The organism is Streptomyces sp. 11-1-2, from assembly GCF_003595545.1.
GTDB lineage: Bacteria > Actinomycetota > Actinomycetes > Streptomycetales > Streptomycetaceae > Streptomyces > Streptomyces hygroscopicus_B.
On the sequence record NZ_CP022545.1, the window covers coordinates 7416088 to 7430351 of the forward strand.

Consider the following 14264-nt stretch of genomic DNA (forward strand, 5'->3'; position numbering starts at 1 on the left):
ACGTTCACCGCCAGGCGTCCGACACGCATAAGGTGTGAGGCTGTGATGGCCAGCGATACCTCTGGGGCAGCCTGTGCGTGAATACCTGCTGACTCTGTGCATCACGGCCGCGGTCACTTATCTGCTGACCGGGCCGGTGCGGAAATTCGCCATCGCGGCCGGTGCGATGCCAGAGATCCGCGCCCGTGATGTGCATCGCGAGCCCACTCCGCGGCTCGGCGGCATCGCCATGTTCGGCGGGCTGTGCGCGGGGCTGCTGGTCGCCGCCCATCTGACCAACCTCAAGGACGTCTTCGAGGTCTCCAACGAACCACGGGCGCTGCTGTCCGGCGCCGGGCTGATCTGGCTGCTGGGCGTGCTGGACGACAAGTGGGGCGTGGACGCGCTGATCAAGCTCGGCGGCCAGATGATCGCCGCCGGTGTGATGGTGCTCCAGGGTCTGACCATCCTGTGGCTTCCGGTGCCCGGGGTGGGGCCGGTCTCGCTGACGCCCTGGCAGGGCACGCTGCTGACCGTCGCCCTGGTCGTCATCACCATCAACGCGGTCAACTTCGTTGACGGGCTTGATGGGTTGGCGTCCGGGATGGTGTGCATCGCCGCCGCCGCGTTCTTCATGTACGCCTACCGCATCTGGTACGGCTACGGCCTGGAGGCGGCCGCGCCCGCCACGCTGTTCGCCGCCGTCCTCATGGGGATGTGCCTGGGCTTCCTGCCGCACAACGCGCACCCCGCGCGGATCTTCATGGGCGACTCGGGCTCGATGCTGATCGGGCTGGTGCTGGCGGCGGGCGCCATCTCCATCACCGGCCAGGTCGACCCGGACGCGATGAAGCTGTTCGAGGGGTCCGAGCAGGCCGCGGTGCACGCCACCGTCCCGGTCTACATCCCGCTGCTGCTGCCGCTGACCGTCATCGCGGTGCCCTTCGCGGACCTGGTGCTGGCCATCGTCCGGCGCACCTGGCGGGGCCAGTCGCCGTTCGCCGCGGACCGCGGCCATCTGCACCACCGGCTGCTGGAGATCGGCCATTCGCACAGCCGGGCCGTCCTGATCATGTACTTCTGGTCGGCGCTGATCGCCTTCGGCGCCGTGGCGTACTCGGTGAACTCGGCCGGTGTGTGGTTCGTCCTCGCGATCGTCGCGCTGAGCGGGGTCGGGCTGGTGCTGTTGCTGCTGCCGCGGTTCACCCCGCGCGTTCCGCGCTGGGCCGAGGCGTTCGTTCCGCCGCGCTACCGCCGCGCCAACCGGATCGCGCGGGCCGAGCGGGGCGCCGAGGCGCCCGCGGAGCCGGTGGCGGCCGTGGCCGGCGGAGGGTCCGCACTGTCGGATCCGGAGATGGCCGCGCCCGAGCCGGTGGGCTCCGGGATGAACAGCGGGATGAACGGCGGCGCGAGCGGCGGGACGAACGGCGCCACCGCGATCGGCGACCGGTCCCGCTTCACCCACCGCCGCAGGATCGGAACACCCCGGTAACCGCCCTGGTAATTCCCCCAGTAAGTGCCGGAGGGAACGGTGGGGGAGAGCGCCGAAGATCACAGGACGGCGTCAGCACGGTACACAGCGGATAACTCTCCCGTGTGACGTGCAGCACATCCGAAGGGTAAAGACCTCATCAAATAGTTTGTGATACCGTTCACTAAACCCGGTGCTTAGACCGCGAGGGGCCGTAGGGCGACGGCTCTTCGTCGTGAGGTCTCCTCTGTTCCCGGGGATACGCTCGTCCACGACGAATCGTTGTTTCCGACACTTGCCGGAGAAACCCTTCATGCAGTCCAACGACGCCAGAACGCTCCTGAGTTGCGCCGTGCCCACCGCCGTCGCCGGCGTGGTCGCCGTCGCTGTCGGTGCCGCGTTCGCGGGTGGCAAGGGAGCGATCGGCGCGGGCTTCGGCACATTCGTCGCCATGGCGGTGATGGCTTCGGGGCTGATCGTGCTGGAGCGCACCGCGAAGCACCTCCCGCATCTGTTCCAGGCCATGGGCATGGTGCTTTTCATGACCGAGTTCCTGCTGGTGGCGGTCGTGCTCGCGGTGTTCCAGGACACCACGCTGTTCAACGTCAAGGCTTTCGCCCTCGCGCTGCTCGCCGCGACCCTGGTGTGGGTCGGCGCACAGACCCGTGCGCATATGAAGGCGAAGATCCTCTATGTGGAGCCCGAAGCCGAGGACGAACGTAAGCCCGAGGGGGCGAAGAAGTCCGCTCCCGCCGGGTCCACGTCGTGAGAAGTAGGGCCGGGATAAGAGCATGTGCGCTCACCTGCTATCGTCCGGTGCCATCTGAGGCACAGCGGGCGCAGGTAGCTGAACCCCCGGATTCCACGGGACGGAATCGGCGGCCCATGCAGCTGATGCCCGACATACCACTCGGCCACGCGCCGATCAGCCGCCCCCACATCCGTAAGACCAGTCCAGTGCCGTTCCGTGGCCGCGTGCCGCGCCGACACAACGAGGTTGCCGTACCCATGCGCCACGCTGAAGGAGTCTCGCGGTGAGTTCTGACCAGACGCTCGCCTTCGAGACGAACTGCCACATCTTCGACGGGTGCGGCTTCCCGGCACCCGGACTCCATTCCTTCAAGTTCGAGCCGCTCTTCTCCATCGGCGGCTTTGACTTCAACAAGCCGATGCTGCTGGCCCTGCTGGGTACGGTCGCCATCGTCTGGTTCTTCTGGGCCGCTTTCGCCCGGGCCAAGGTCGTGCCGGGCAAGCTGCAGATGATCGGTGAGGCGGGCTACGACTTCGTGCGCCGCGGCCTGGTCTATGAGGCCCTCGGCAAGAAGGAGGGCGAGAAGTACGTCCCTCTCATGGTCTCGATCTTCTTCTTCGTCTGGATCATGAACCTCTGGTCGATCATTCCGGTCGCCCAGTTCCCGGTGACGTCGATCATCGCCTTCCCGGCCGGTCTGGCCGCGATCGTCTACATCCTCTGGATGTACCTGACCTTCAAGAAGCACGGCTTCGTCGGCGGCTGGAAGAACATCACCGGCTACGACAAGGACCTCGGCGCGATCCTGCCGATGATCGTCGTGATCGAGTTCTTCTCGAACGTCATCATCCGGCCCTTCACCCACGCGGTCCGGCTCTTCGCCAACATGTTCGCGGGCCATCTGCTGCTGCTGATGTTCACCATCGGCACCTGGTACCTGCTGAACGGCATTGGCATCGTCTACGCGGGCGCGTCGTTCGTGATGACGATTCTGCTGACCGCCTTCGAGCTCTTCATCCAGGCTGTCCAGGCGTACGTCTTCGTGCTCTTGGCCTGCAACTACGTCCAGGGCGCGCTCGCCGAGCACCACTGAGCAGACCTGGCTCCCAGACCATCAGACGTCCGGTGGCCAACCCCCACCGGCCCATGAAACGCAAAGGAAGAACCGGCATGTCCGCTCTCCAGACCCTCGCCGCCGCTGGCGTCACCGGCAACCTCGGTTCGATCGGTTACGGTCTCGCCGCCATCGGCCCCGGCGTCGGCGTCGGCATCATCTTCGGTAACGGCACCCAGGCCCTGGCCCGTCAGCCCGAGGCTGCCGGCCTGATCCGCGCCAACCAGATCATGGGCTTCGCCTTCTGTGAGGCGCTCGCGCTGATCGGTATCGTCATGGGCTTCCTTTTCAAGTCCTGAACGGACCGCTTTAACCACGACAGACGGAAGGCACTGATGTGAACGCCCTGGTACAGGTGGCGGCTGAGGAGAGTGAGAACCCCCTCATCCCGCCGATCCCGGAGCTGGTCATCGGCCTGATCGCCTTTGCCATCGTCTTCTTCTTCCTCGCCAAGAAGCTCCTCCCGAACATCAACCGGGTTCTGGAGGAGCGCCGCGAGGCGATCGAAGGCGGCATGGAGAAGGCCGAGGCCACTCAGGCCGAAGCCCAGCAGGTCCTCGAGGACTACCGAGCCCAGCTCGCTGACGCCCGCCACGAGGCCGCGCGACTGCGCCAGGAGGCGCAGGAGCAGGGCGCCGCGCTCATCGCCGAGATGCGCGCGGAGGGCCAGCGGCAGCGTGAAGAGGTCATCGCGGCCGGTCACGCTCAGATCGAGGCCGATCGGAAGCAGGCCGCTCAGACCCTGCGCCAGGACGTGGGCAGGCTCGCCACCGACCTGGCCGGCCGGATCGTCGGCGAGTCGCTCGAGGACGTGGCCCGGCAGAGCCGCACCATCGACCGGTTCCTCGACGAGCTCGAGGCCAAGACGAACGACGGCTCGAAGGCCGAGGCCGGCCGATGAACGGAGCGAGCCGGGAGGCACTGGCAGCCGCGCGCGAGCGCTTCGACGCCCTGACGGACAACACCGCCGTCGACGCGTCGAAGCTCGCCGAGGAGCTGGCCGCCGTCACCGCGCTGCTCGACCGCGAGGTCTCGCTGCGCCGGGTCCTCACCGACCCGGCGCAGCCCGGCGAGGCCAAGGCCGAGCTGGCCGCGCGGGTGCTGGGCGGACAGGTCGGCGGCGAGTCCATCGACCTGGTCTCCGGCCTGGTCCGGTCCCGCTGGTCGCGCTCGCGCGACCTGGTGGACTCGCTGGAGCAGCTCGCCAGCGCCGCCGACCTGGTGGCGGCCGAGCGGACGGGTGCCCTCGACAACGTCGAGGACGAGCTGTTCCGGTTCGGCCGGATCGTCTCCTCCTCGCCCGAGCTCCGGGGTGCGCTCACCGACCGGCGCGCGAGCGTCTCGGCCAAGGCCGGGCTGGTCCGCGAGCTGCTCGGCGGCCGGGCCGACCAGGTGACCGAGCGGCTGGTGATCCGTCTGGTGACCCACCCGCGGGGTCGTAGCCTGGAGGCGGGTCTCGACGAGCTGTCCAAGCTGGCGGCGGAGCGCCGGGACCGTACGGTCGCGGTCGTCACCTCCGCGGTGCCGCTCAGCGACCGGCAGAAGCAGCGGCTCGGTGAGGCACTGGGGAAGCTGTACGGACGGAAGATGCACCTCAATCTCGACGTGGACCCGGGGGTCCTCGGCGGGATCTCGGTGCGCATTGGCGACGAGGTCATCAACGGGACCATCGCGGACCGCCTCGACGAGGCGACCCGGCGGATGGCCGGCTGACACAGCCACCAACTCAACAAGCATGTAAGCGGCCCGAGTTGGGCCGTAGTCAGATACTTCGGGCCCAACAAGGAGAGCAGGGAACCCAGATGGCGGAGCTCACGATCCGGCCGGAGGAGATCCGGGACGCGCTGGAGAACTTTGTCCAGGCGTACCAGCCGGACGCGGCCTCGCGCGAGGAGGTCGGTACGGTCAGCGTTGCCGGCGACGGCATCGCGAGGGTCGAGGGTCTTCCCTCGGCCATGGCGAACGAGCTGCTGAAGTTCGAGGACGGCACCCTCGGCCTCGCCCTCAACCTCGAGGAGCGCGAGATCGGTGCGGTCGTCCTCGGAGAGTTCAGCGGTATCGAGGAGGGCCAGCAGGTGCACCGCACCGGCGAGGTCCTTTCGGTCGCCGTCGGCGAGGGCTACCTCGGCCGCGTCGTCGACCCGCTGGGTGCCCCGATCGACGGCCTCGGCGAGATCGAGACCGAGGGCCGCCGAGCCCTCGAGCTGCAGGCCCCCACGGTCATGGACCGCAAGTCGGTGCACGAGCCGATGGAGACCGGCTACAAGGCCGTCGACGCGATGACCCCGATCGGCCGCGGCCAGCGCCAGCTGATCATCGGCGACCGGCAGACCGGCAAGACCGCGCTGTGCGTCGACACGATCATCAACCAGCGCGACAACTGGCGCTCCGGTGACCCGAAGAAGCAGGTCCGCTGCATCTACGTCGCCATCGGCCAGAAGGGCTCCACCATCGCGTCCGTGCGTGGCGCGCTGGAGGAGGCCGGTGCCCTGGAGTACACCACCATCGTCGCCGCCCCGGCGTCCGACCCGGCGGGCTTCAAGTACCTCGCTCCCTACACGGGCTCGGCCATCGGCCAGCACTGGATGTACCAGGGCAAGCACGTTCTGATCGTCTTCGACGACCTGTCCAAGCAGGCCGACGCCTACCGCGCCGTCTCGCTGCTGCTGCGCCGTCCGCCGGGCCGTGAGGCCTACCCGGGCGACGTCTTCTACCTGCACTCCCGGCTGCTGGAGCGCTGCGCCAAGCTCTCCGACGAGATGGGCTCCGGTTCGATGACCGGTCTGCCGATCGTCGAGACCAAGGCGAACGACGTGTCGGCGTTCATTCCGACCAACGTCATCTCCATCACCGACGGCCAGTGCTTCCTCGAGTCGGACCTGTTCAACGCCAACCAGCGGCCGGCGCTGAACGTCGGTATCTCGGTCTCCCGTGTCGGTGGCTCCGCCCAGCACCGGGCCATGCGGCAGGTGTCCGGCCGCCTCCGGGTGGACCTCGCCCAGTACCGCGAGCTGGAGGCGTTCGCAGCCTTCGGCTCGGACCTGGACGCGGCCTCCAAGGCGTCGCTGGAGCGCGGTGCGCGCATGGTCGAGCTGCTGAAGCAGGGCCAGTACGCCCCATACTCCACCGAGGACGAGATCGTCTCCATCTGGTCCGGCACCAACGGCAAGATGGACGATGTCCCGGTCCAGGACGTCCGCCGCTTCGAGCGTGAGCTGCTGGACTACCTGCACCGTGAGCACAAGGGGCTGCTGACCAGCATCGTCGAGGGCGGCAAGATGTCCGACGACACGATCGCGGCGTTGGGCGAGGCCGTCGACAGCTTCAAGAAGCAGTTCGAGACCTCGGACGGCAAGCTGCTGGGCGAGGGCTGAGTATGGGTGCCCAGGCCAAGGTCTACAAGAGGCGGATCAAGTCCGTCTCCGCGACCAAGAAGATCACCAAGGCGATGGAGATGATCGCCGCCTCGCGCGTCGTCAAGGCGCAGCGCCGGGTGGCCGCGTCGGCTCCGTATGCCACCGAGCTCACCCGGGCGGTGGGCGCGGTCGCCAAGGGTTCCACCACCCAGCACGCGCTGACCACGGAGAGCGAGAACCCGACCCGCGCCGCGGTGCTGCTCATCACGAGCGACCGGGGTCTGGCGGGCGGCTACTCCTCCAACGTGATCAAGGCGGCCGAGGAGCTCACCGAGCGGCTCACCCGTGAGGGCAAGGAGGTCGACGCGTACATCGTCGGCCGCAAGGGCGTGGCGTACTACTCCTTCCGTGAGCGCAAGGTCACGGAGTCGTGGGGCGGCTTCACCGACAACCCCACCTACGCGGACGCCAAGAAGATCGCGGGCCCGCTGATCGAGGCCGTTCTCAAGGACACGGCCGAGGGCGGCGTGGACGAGCTGCACATCGTCTTCACCGAGTTCGTCTCGATGCTGACGCAGACCCCGGTCCAGGACCGGCTGCTGCCGCTCAGCCTCGCGGAGAAGGCGGAGGAGCAGGAGAAGAAGGGCGAGATCCTCCCGCTCTTCGACTTCGAGCCGTCGTCCGAGGACGTCCTGGACGCCCTGCTGCCCCGGTACGTCGAGGCCCGTATCTACAACGCTCTGCTCCAGGCCGCCGCCTCCAAGCACGCGGCGACCCGGCGGGCGATGAAGTCGGCGACCGACAATGCCGATGAACTCATCAAGTCGCTCACGCGGCTTGCCAACGCGGCCCGCCAGGCCGACATCACCCAGGAAATCAGCGAGATCGTCGGTGGCGCGAGCGCTCTGGCCGACGCCTCTGCGGGGAGTGACTGACACTATGACCACCACTGTTGAGCCAACCGCTGTGGCCGCCGGCCGCGTCGCGCGGGTCATCGGCCCGGTCGTCGACGTGGAGTTCCCCGTCGACGCGATGCCGGAGATCTACAACGCGCTGACCGTCGAGGTTGCCGACCCGGCCCAGGACGGGGCGAAGAAGACCCTGACCCTCGAGGTCGCGCAGCACCTCGGCGAGGGCCTGGTGCGCTCCATCTCCATGCAGCCCACCGACGGCCTGGTCCGCCAGGCCGCCGTGACCGACACCGGCGCCGGCATCACCGTGCCCGTCGGCGACGTCACCAAGGGCCGGGTGTTCAACACCCTCGGCCAGATCCTCAACGAGCCCGAGGCCGAGTCCGAGGTCACCGAGCGCTGGTCCATCCACCGGAAGGCCCCGGCCTTCGACCAGCTCGAGTCCAAGACCGAGATGTTCGAGACCGGCCTGAAGGTCGTCGACCTGCTGACCCCGTACGTCAAGGGCGGCAAGATCGGCCTGTTCGGCGGCGCGGGCGTCGGCAAGACCGTCCTCATCCAGGAAATGATCATGCGTGTGGCCAAGCTGCACGAGGGCGTTTCCGTGTTCGCCGGTGTCGGCGAGCGCACCCGTGAGGGCAACGACCTGATCGAGGAGATGGCCGAGTCCGGCGTGCTCCCGCAGACCGCGCTGGTCTTCGGCCAGATGGACGAGCCCCCGGGCACCCGTCTGCGGGTCGCCCTGGCCGGTCTGACCATGGCGGAGTACTTCCGCGATGTGCAGAAGCAGGACGTGCTGTTCTTCGTTGACAACATCTTCCGCTTCACCCAGGCCGGTTCCGAGGTCTCGACCCTGCTCGGCCGGATGCCCTCCGCGGTGGGCTACCAGCCGAACCTGGCCGACGAGATGGGCCTTCTCCAGGAGCGCATCACCTCGACCCGTGGCCACTCGATCACCTCGATGCAGGCGATCTACGTCCCCGCGGACGACCTGACCGACCCGGCCCCGGCGAACGTCTTCGCGCACCTCGACGCGACGACGACGCTCTCCCGGCCGATCTCGGAGAAGGGCATCTACCCGGCGGTGGACCCGCTGGACTCGACGTCCCGGATCCTGGACCCGCGCTACATCTCGCAGGACCACTACGACTGCGCCTCGCGCGTGAAGTCGATCCTGCAGAAGTACAAGGACCTCCAGGACATCATCAACATCCTGGGCATCGACGAGCTCGGCGAGGAGGACAAGCTCACCGTCTTCCGCGCCCGCCGTATCGAGCGCTTCCTGTCGCAGAACACCCACGCGGCGAAGCAGTTCACCGGCCTCGACGGATCGGATGTGCCGCTGGACGAGTCCATCGCCGCGTTCAACGCGATCGCCGATGGTGAGTTCGACCACTTCCCCGAGCAGGCGTTCTTCATGTGCGGTGGCCTGGACGACCTCAAGGCCAAGGCCAAGGAGCTGGGCGTCTCCTGAGCCCCGTAGCTCCGCGGGAGGGGTGGGCCCGGTCCCACCCCTCTCCGTACGCCCGTTATTCTTTGACGAAAGCCCTGCCCGACCCGGCAGGGAGAGACCCGAGGAGCCACGTTGGCTGCTGAGCTGCACGTCGAGCTGGTCGCGGCGGACCGTAGTGTCTGGTCCGGCGCGGCCACCTTGGTCATCGCGCGCACCACATCGGGTGACATCGGCGTCATGCCCGGCCACCAGCCGCTGCTCGGTGTGCTGGAGTCCGGCCCGGTGACCATCCGTTCGGTCGACGGCGGGACGGTCGTGACCGCGGTGCACGGTGGGTTCATCTCGTTCGCGGACGACAAGCTCTCACTGCTGGCCGAGGTCGCGGAGCTGTCCGACGAGATCGATGTCAAGCGCGCGGAGCGGGCGCTGGAGCGTGCCAAGTCGGCGGCGGACGCCGCCGCCGAGCGGCGCGCCGACGTCCGGCTGCGTGCGGTGGCGGGAGCGCACTGAGCCTGTCACGTACGGTCGGAAAACCTCAGCCGCGGACCTCGCTGGAGCCCTTTCAGCGGTCCGCGGCTGAGGCGATGCAGGTGCGGTTTTTCCGGATGACGCGAGGAGGTCGGTGAAGATGGTCCTCGCTCTGCTTGTGGGCGGCGTGGTCGTCGCGCTGGTGGTGGTGGGACTCTTCGTCTTCGGTCTCCGGAGGCGGCTGATCCAGCGGTCCGGCGGAACCTTCGACTGTTCCCTGCGCTGGGACCCACCCGCAAGCGAATCCGAGACCAGCGGCAAGGGCTGGGTGTACGGAGTCGCCCGCTACAACGGTGACCGCATCGAGTGGTTCCGGGTCTTCTCCTACGCGCCCAGGCCCCGGCGGGTGCTGGAGCGCGCCTCGATCGAGGTGCTGGAGCGGCGCACCCCCAAGGGCGAGGAGGAGCTGGCGCTGCTCTCCGACGCGGTGGTGCTCGCCTGTCGGCACGGCGGCACCCGGCTGGAGCTGGCCATGAGCGAGGACGCCCTGACCGGCTTCCTGGCCTGGCTGGAGGCCGCGCCCCCCGGCCAGCGCGTCAACGTGGCCTAGCCACCTCGTCGCCCGCGGCACCCACGTCATCCCCTGCGCTAGCGCACGCCCAGTTCCTGGGCCAGTACCGCGGCCTGGACCCGGCTGCGCAGCTCCAGCTTGTTCAGCAGCCGGCTGACATGCGTCTTCACCGTTGCCTCCGCCATGCTGAGCCGCGCCGCGATCTGCGCGTTCGACAGCCCCTGACCGAGACAGGCCAGCACCTCCCGCTCCCGCGGGGTGAGCGAGGCGAGCGCCGCGGGGCTGGGCGCGGTGGGGGAGCGGGCGGCCTGGGGGCGGGCGAACTCCGCGATCAGGCGGCGGGTCACCGCCGTGGCGATCATCCCCTCGCCGCGCCCCACCGTACGGACCGCCTCGATCAGATCGGCCGCCTCGCTGTCCTTGAGCAGGAATCCGGAGGCGCCCGCGCGCAGCGCCCCGAAGACGTACTCGTCGAGGTCGAACGTGGTGAGCACCAGCACATCGGCAAGCTGTTCGGCGACCACCTGGCGGGTGGCCGACACCCCGTCCAGCCGTGGCATCTGGACGTCCATCAGCACCACATCGGGGCGCAGCGCCCGGGCCATCTCCACTGCCTGGAGGCCGTCGACCGCCTCGCCGACCACCTCGACATCGGGGGCGGACCGCAAGATCAGCACCAGCCCGGAACGGACCGCGCTCTGGTCCTCGGCGACCAGAACCCTGATCGGCTCGGACGCGGTACCTGAGGGCGGGGCGGGCGGGGTCACGGCGGCTCCTGGTCGTCGAAGGGTCATGGCACACTCTGAGCGCTCTCGTCACCCAGCGGCAGCGTGGCCCGCACCTGCCACACCGAGCCCTCGGGCCCGGCGACGGGTCCGGCGTCGAGGTTGCCGCCGAGCAGGTTCACCCGCTCGCGCATCCCGATCAGCCCGGTGCCGGAGCCGGGTGCCCGGGGGCCCGAGCGCTCGCCGTAGGGGCTGATGACGCTGACTTCGAGCGGGCCGTCCGCGCGGTGCGCCAGCGTCACGTCCACCCGGCCGGGTGCGGCGTGCTTGAGGGCGTTGGTGAGCGATTCCTGGACGATGCGGTACGCGGCGAGCTCGACCGGGGCGGGCAGCGGGTCGGCGCCAGCCGGCCGCTCATCGCACAGGACGATGTCCTGCCCGCCGGGGCGGCCGTTGGTGCGGGCCTGCTCCAGCAGGGTGTCGAGTCCGTCGAGCGTGGAGGTGGCGGCCGGTTCCGAGGTCTCCCCGGGGTCCCGCAGCAGCCCGATCAGCCGGCGCATCTCGGCCAGGCCCCGCACGCTGTTCTCCCGGATGACGCCGAGCGCCTCGTCGGTCGCGGCGGGGTCCTTCAGGGAGAGCGCGGCGCTGGAGTGGATGGCGATGGCCGACAGGTGGTTCGCCACCATGTCGTGGAGTTCGCGCGCCATCCGGGAGCGCTCGGAGGCGACCGCCTCCCGCCGGTCCAACTCGGCCAGCAGGGCGACGCGTTCGGCCTCCAGACGGGCGGCCTGGGCCTCTTCGCGATGGTTGCGGACCACCGACCCGGTCCACGCCGGGGTGACGGTGAGGAGTGCGACGAAGGCTCCGGACAGCAGCGCCAGGGGGTCGTTGTAGACGGCCAGCGGCACCACGGTCGCCAGCCCGGAGAGCAGCCAGCAGATCCGGGGGATGCGCCGGGCGGCGACGGGCCCGGAGTGCAAGACGGCCGCGTAGATCAGGTCGGTGTACATCAGCATGGTCGTGGCCAGCCCGCCGCTGAGGACGTCGACGGCGAGCGCGGCGGTCCCCACGCCCAGGCCGATGAGGGGCTTGGAGCGCCGCAACAGTTCGGCCGCGGACATCACGAACAGCGCGACCAGCCCCAGCCATCGGGGCATGCCGTAGTACGACGGAGTGTTGTGCATCCCCAGCGCCCACATCAGGATCCCGCCGAGCAGTCCGCCAAGACCGATCAGGACGTCATGCCGGTGTGGGCGTGGGAGATGGGGACGGGACGGCATGGCACCCATCACACCATGTGGCGCGCGGGGTGGGCCTCCCCCCTGGGTCCGGGCCCGACGCCCGGCGGCGTACATCGAAGGATGCAGCCGGGTTTCATCGCCGCCGACGACGCGGGCGCCCTGATCGCCGGGAGAGAGTGGGGCCAAGGACAGAGCGAGAGAGGAAACATCGTGGTTGTCGCGTTGATCATCGCCTGTGAGGTCGGCTTCTGGGTGCTGCTGGCCATCGGGCTCCTGCTGCGGTACGTGGCGAAGATGCCGAAGGCCAGCACCGTGGTGCTGCTGTGCGAGCCGCTGCTGGAGCTGGTGCTGTTCGTGACGACCGTGATCGACCTGCGGAACGGCGCCGAACCGGACTGGAAGCACGGCCTCGCCGCGGTCTACATCGGATACTCGGCCGCACTCGGCCATTCGACGATCAAATGGGTCGACGCCCGGGTGGCCCACCGCTTCTTCGGCGGTCCGCCGCCGGTCAAGCCGGCCAAGTACGGCGCGGCGAAGACGCTTCACGAGTGGAAGACGGCCGGCCGCTGGGTGCTGGCGGCGGTCATCGCCATCGCTCTGCTCCAGGGCGCGATCTGGTACGTCGGCGACGACGGCGAGATCGGCTCGCTGCGTGACTGGCAGACCAAGATGCTGTTCCTGATCGGCATCAACGTGCTCATCGCGCTCAGCTACACACTCTTTCCGAAGCGGGAGCGCTCGGCTTCCTCTGCCCGCTAACCCCCGTAGCGGGCAGGTCACCGAGCCCCGCCCCCGCCCCGTCGGCCCCGGCCGCGCATCCGCGTAGCGCCGGGGCTGACGGGACCGGGGGTTTCAGCGGTTCTCGCCCGGGACCCACAGGACGTCGCCGACCTCCTTGTTGGCCGCGCGGGCCAGGATGAACAGCAGGTCGGAGAGCCGGTTGAGATAGGTGGCGGTGAGCGCGTTCATCGACTCCCCGTGCTCGGCGAGCGCCGCCCAGGTGGAGCGCTCGGCGCGGCGCGCCACCGTGCACGCCTGGTGCAGCAGCGCGGCCCCCGGGGTGCCGCCCGGGAGGATGAAGCTGCGCAGCTTCTCCAGACCCTCCAGGAATGCGTCGCAGTCCGCCTCCAGCTTGTCGATATAGCTCTGCTCGACGCGGAGCGGAGGGTGTTCCGGGTTCTCCACCACGGGGGTGCACAGATCCGCGCCCACGTCGAACAGGTCGTTCTGGACGCGGACCAGCACCTTGACGATCTCGGCGGGCAACTGGCCCACGGCGATGGCCACTCCGATCGCGGCGTTCGCCTCGTTCGCGTCGGCGTACGCGGCGATCCGCGTATCGGTCTTGGCGGTGCGGCTCATATCGCCGAGGGCGGTGGTGCCCGTGTCCCCGGTACGCGTATAGATGCGGGTGAGATTGACCATGGGCCCGAGCCTACGCGGCGGCCCTACGCCCCGGCCTGCCGGAAGAGCCGTGCCCCGAGGGTGACGGCCACGACCGCGAGCGCGGAGGCCACCAGCGAGGCCAGCGCGATCTTCCCGTCCCCGTACTCGCCGGCGAAGGCGGCCCGCACCCCGTCCACGAGATAGCGGAACGGCACGAAGTGCGAGGCGATGTCGAGCCAGCGGGGCCCGAGCGACATCGGCAGCAGAATCCCGGACAGCAGCATCGCGGGCATGGTGATGGAGTTGATGACCGGCGCGAACCCCTGCGGGGACGCCACCCGCATCGCCAGCGCGTAGGAGAGCGAGGCGAGCGAGACGGTCAGCACCCCGACGAAGACGAAGCCGATCGCCACGCCCAGCACCGGGGCGCGCAGCCCGAGCACCACGGCGACGCACACCAGCAGCAGGGACTGCACCAGCAACAGGGCGACGTCCTTGAGCACCCGGCCCATGAGCAGTGCCAGCCGGCTGACCGGGGTGACCCGCATCCGCTCGATGACGCCCGTGCGCCGCTCGAGGATCAGCCCGATCCCGGTGAACGAGGCGCTGAACAGCCCGAGTTGGACGAGGATTCCGGGGACGATGGTCTGCCAGGAGCCGGCCTGGCCGCCGAGCGGCAGATCGGTGAGCAGCGGGCCGAAGAGGACGAGGAAGAGCAGCGGCTGGACCATCCCGAAGATCAGGGCGGGCTTGGAGCGCAGCGTCTGGCGGGCGTAGCGGCCGAATATCAGGGCCGTGTCGGCGATGAGTGGGGGCATGGGGCCTTCCTTGGGGG

16 protein-coding genes are annotated in these 14264 nt (G+C 69.1%); 12 read left to right on the forward strand and 4 right to left on the reverse strand.

All coding sequences use genetic code 11. From position 1 onward, the window contains the following. The first annotated feature begins 61 nt into the window (after window positions 1-61). The 11 genes from CGL27_RS31970 (at window position 62) to CGL27_RS32020 (ending at window position 10113) form a co-directional block, all read left to right on the forward strand. Window positions 62-1471 carry an MraY family glycosyltransferase gene (locus tag CGL27_RS31970; protein WP_119991491.1) on the forward strand — a complete coding sequence of 470 codons (1410 nt, stop codon included), beginning with the start codon at window positions 62-64 and terminating at the stop codon, window positions 1469-1471. Window positions 1472-1763: 292 nt separating this feature from the next. Then, window positions 1764-2219: a hypothetical protein gene (locus CGL27_RS31975; RefSeq protein ID WP_078643658.1), complete on the forward strand. Its 456-nt coding sequence runs from the start codon at window positions 1764-1766 to the stop codon at window positions 2217-2219. Window positions 2220-2484: 265 nt separating this feature from the next. Next, a complete protein-coding gene (gene atpB, locus CGL27_RS31980) occupies window positions 2485-3294 on the forward strand; it encodes a F0F1 ATP synthase subunit A (protein ID WP_119991492.1) in 810 nt (269 codons plus the stop codon). Window positions 3295-3371: 77 nt separating this feature from the next. Beyond that, on the forward strand, window positions 3372-3614 hold the full coding sequence (gene atpE / locus CGL27_RS31985) for an ATP synthase F0 subunit C (RefSeq protein ID WP_119991493.1): 243 nt from the start codon (window positions 3372-3374) through the stop codon (window positions 3612-3614). A gap of 38 nt (window positions 3615-3652) precedes the next feature. Next, entirely contained in the window at window positions 3653-4216 is a 564-nt protein-coding gene (locus tag CGL27_RS31990; RefSeq protein WP_014054925.1) for a F0F1 ATP synthase subunit B, read from the forward strand. Beyond that, on the forward strand, window positions 4213-5028 hold the full coding sequence (locus tag CGL27_RS31995; RefSeq protein ID WP_119991494.1) for a F0F1 ATP synthase subunit delta: 816 nt from the start codon (window positions 4213-4215) through the stop codon (window positions 5026-5028). The genes CGL27_RS31990 and CGL27_RS31995 overlap by 4 nt, the downstream gene beginning before the upstream one ends. Before the next feature lie 89 nt (window positions 5029-5117). After that, window positions 5118-6689: a F0F1 ATP synthase subunit alpha gene (gene atpA / locus CGL27_RS32000; protein ID WP_119991495.1), complete on the forward strand. Its 1572-nt coding sequence runs from the start codon at window positions 5118-5120 to the stop codon at window positions 6687-6689. Window positions 6690-6691: 2 nt separating this feature from the next. Further along, window positions 6692-7606: a F0F1 ATP synthase subunit gamma gene (locus CGL27_RS32005; protein WP_078643665.1), complete on the forward strand. Its 915-nt coding sequence runs from the start codon at window positions 6692-6694 to the stop codon at window positions 7604-7606. 4 nt (window positions 7607-7610) lie between these two features. After that, window positions 7611-9056: a F0F1 ATP synthase subunit beta gene (gene atpD / locus CGL27_RS32010; RefSeq protein WP_119991496.1), complete on the forward strand. Its 1446-nt coding sequence runs from the start codon at window positions 7611-7613 to the stop codon at window positions 9054-9056. A 111-nt stretch (window positions 9057-9167) separates the two neighbouring features. Continuing rightward, the gene (locus tag CGL27_RS32015) at window positions 9168-9545 is read left to right on the forward strand and encodes a F0F1 ATP synthase subunit epsilon (RefSeq protein ID WP_014054930.1); all 378 of its coding nucleotides are present in this window, start codon (window positions 9168-9170) and stop codon (window positions 9543-9545) included. Window positions 9546-9663: 118 nt separating this feature from the next. Next, on the forward strand, window positions 9664-10113 hold the full coding sequence (locus CGL27_RS32020) for a DUF2550 domain-containing protein (protein WP_078643668.1): 450 nt from the start codon (window positions 9664-9666) through the stop codon (window positions 10111-10113). Window positions 10114-10151: 38 nt separating this feature from the next. On the opposite strand, the gene CGL27_RS32025 is transcribed toward CGL27_RS32020, so the two are convergent. Both CGL27_RS32025 and CGL27_RS32030 read right to left on the reverse strand, forming a co-directional pair. After that, a complete protein-coding gene (locus CGL27_RS32025; RefSeq protein WP_078643669.1) occupies window positions 10152-10841 on the reverse strand; it encodes a response regulator transcription factor in 690 nt (229 codons plus the stop codon). 23 nt (window positions 10842-10864) lie between these two features. Then, window positions 10865-12079, reverse strand: coding sequence for a histidine kinase (locus tag CGL27_RS32030; RefSeq protein ID WP_162953109.1), 1215 nt, complete (start codon window positions 12077-12079; stop codon window positions 10865-10867). Between the two features lie 171 nt (window positions 12080-12250). On the opposite strand from CGL27_RS32030, the gene CGL27_RS32035 reads away from it, so the two are divergent. Continuing rightward, a complete protein-coding gene (locus CGL27_RS32035) occupies window positions 12251-12802 on the forward strand; it encodes a hypothetical protein (RefSeq protein WP_119994647.1) in 552 nt (183 codons plus the stop codon). Window positions 12803-12895: 93 nt separating this feature from the next. On the opposite strand, the gene CGL27_RS32040 is transcribed toward CGL27_RS32035, so the two are convergent. Both CGL27_RS32040 and CGL27_RS32045 read right to left on the reverse strand, forming a co-directional pair. Next, the gene (locus CGL27_RS32040; protein ID WP_119991497.1) at window positions 12896-13468 is read right to left on the reverse strand and encodes a cob(I)yrinic acid a,c-diamide adenosyltransferase; all 573 of its coding nucleotides are present in this window, start codon (window positions 13466-13468) and stop codon (window positions 12896-12898) included. Between the two features lie 23 nt (window positions 13469-13491). Further along, window positions 13492-14247: an ABC transporter permease gene (locus tag CGL27_RS32045; RefSeq protein WP_119991498.1), complete on the reverse strand. Its 756-nt coding sequence runs from the start codon at window positions 14245-14247 to the stop codon at window positions 13492-13494. Window positions 14248-14264 lie beyond the last annotated feature (17 nt).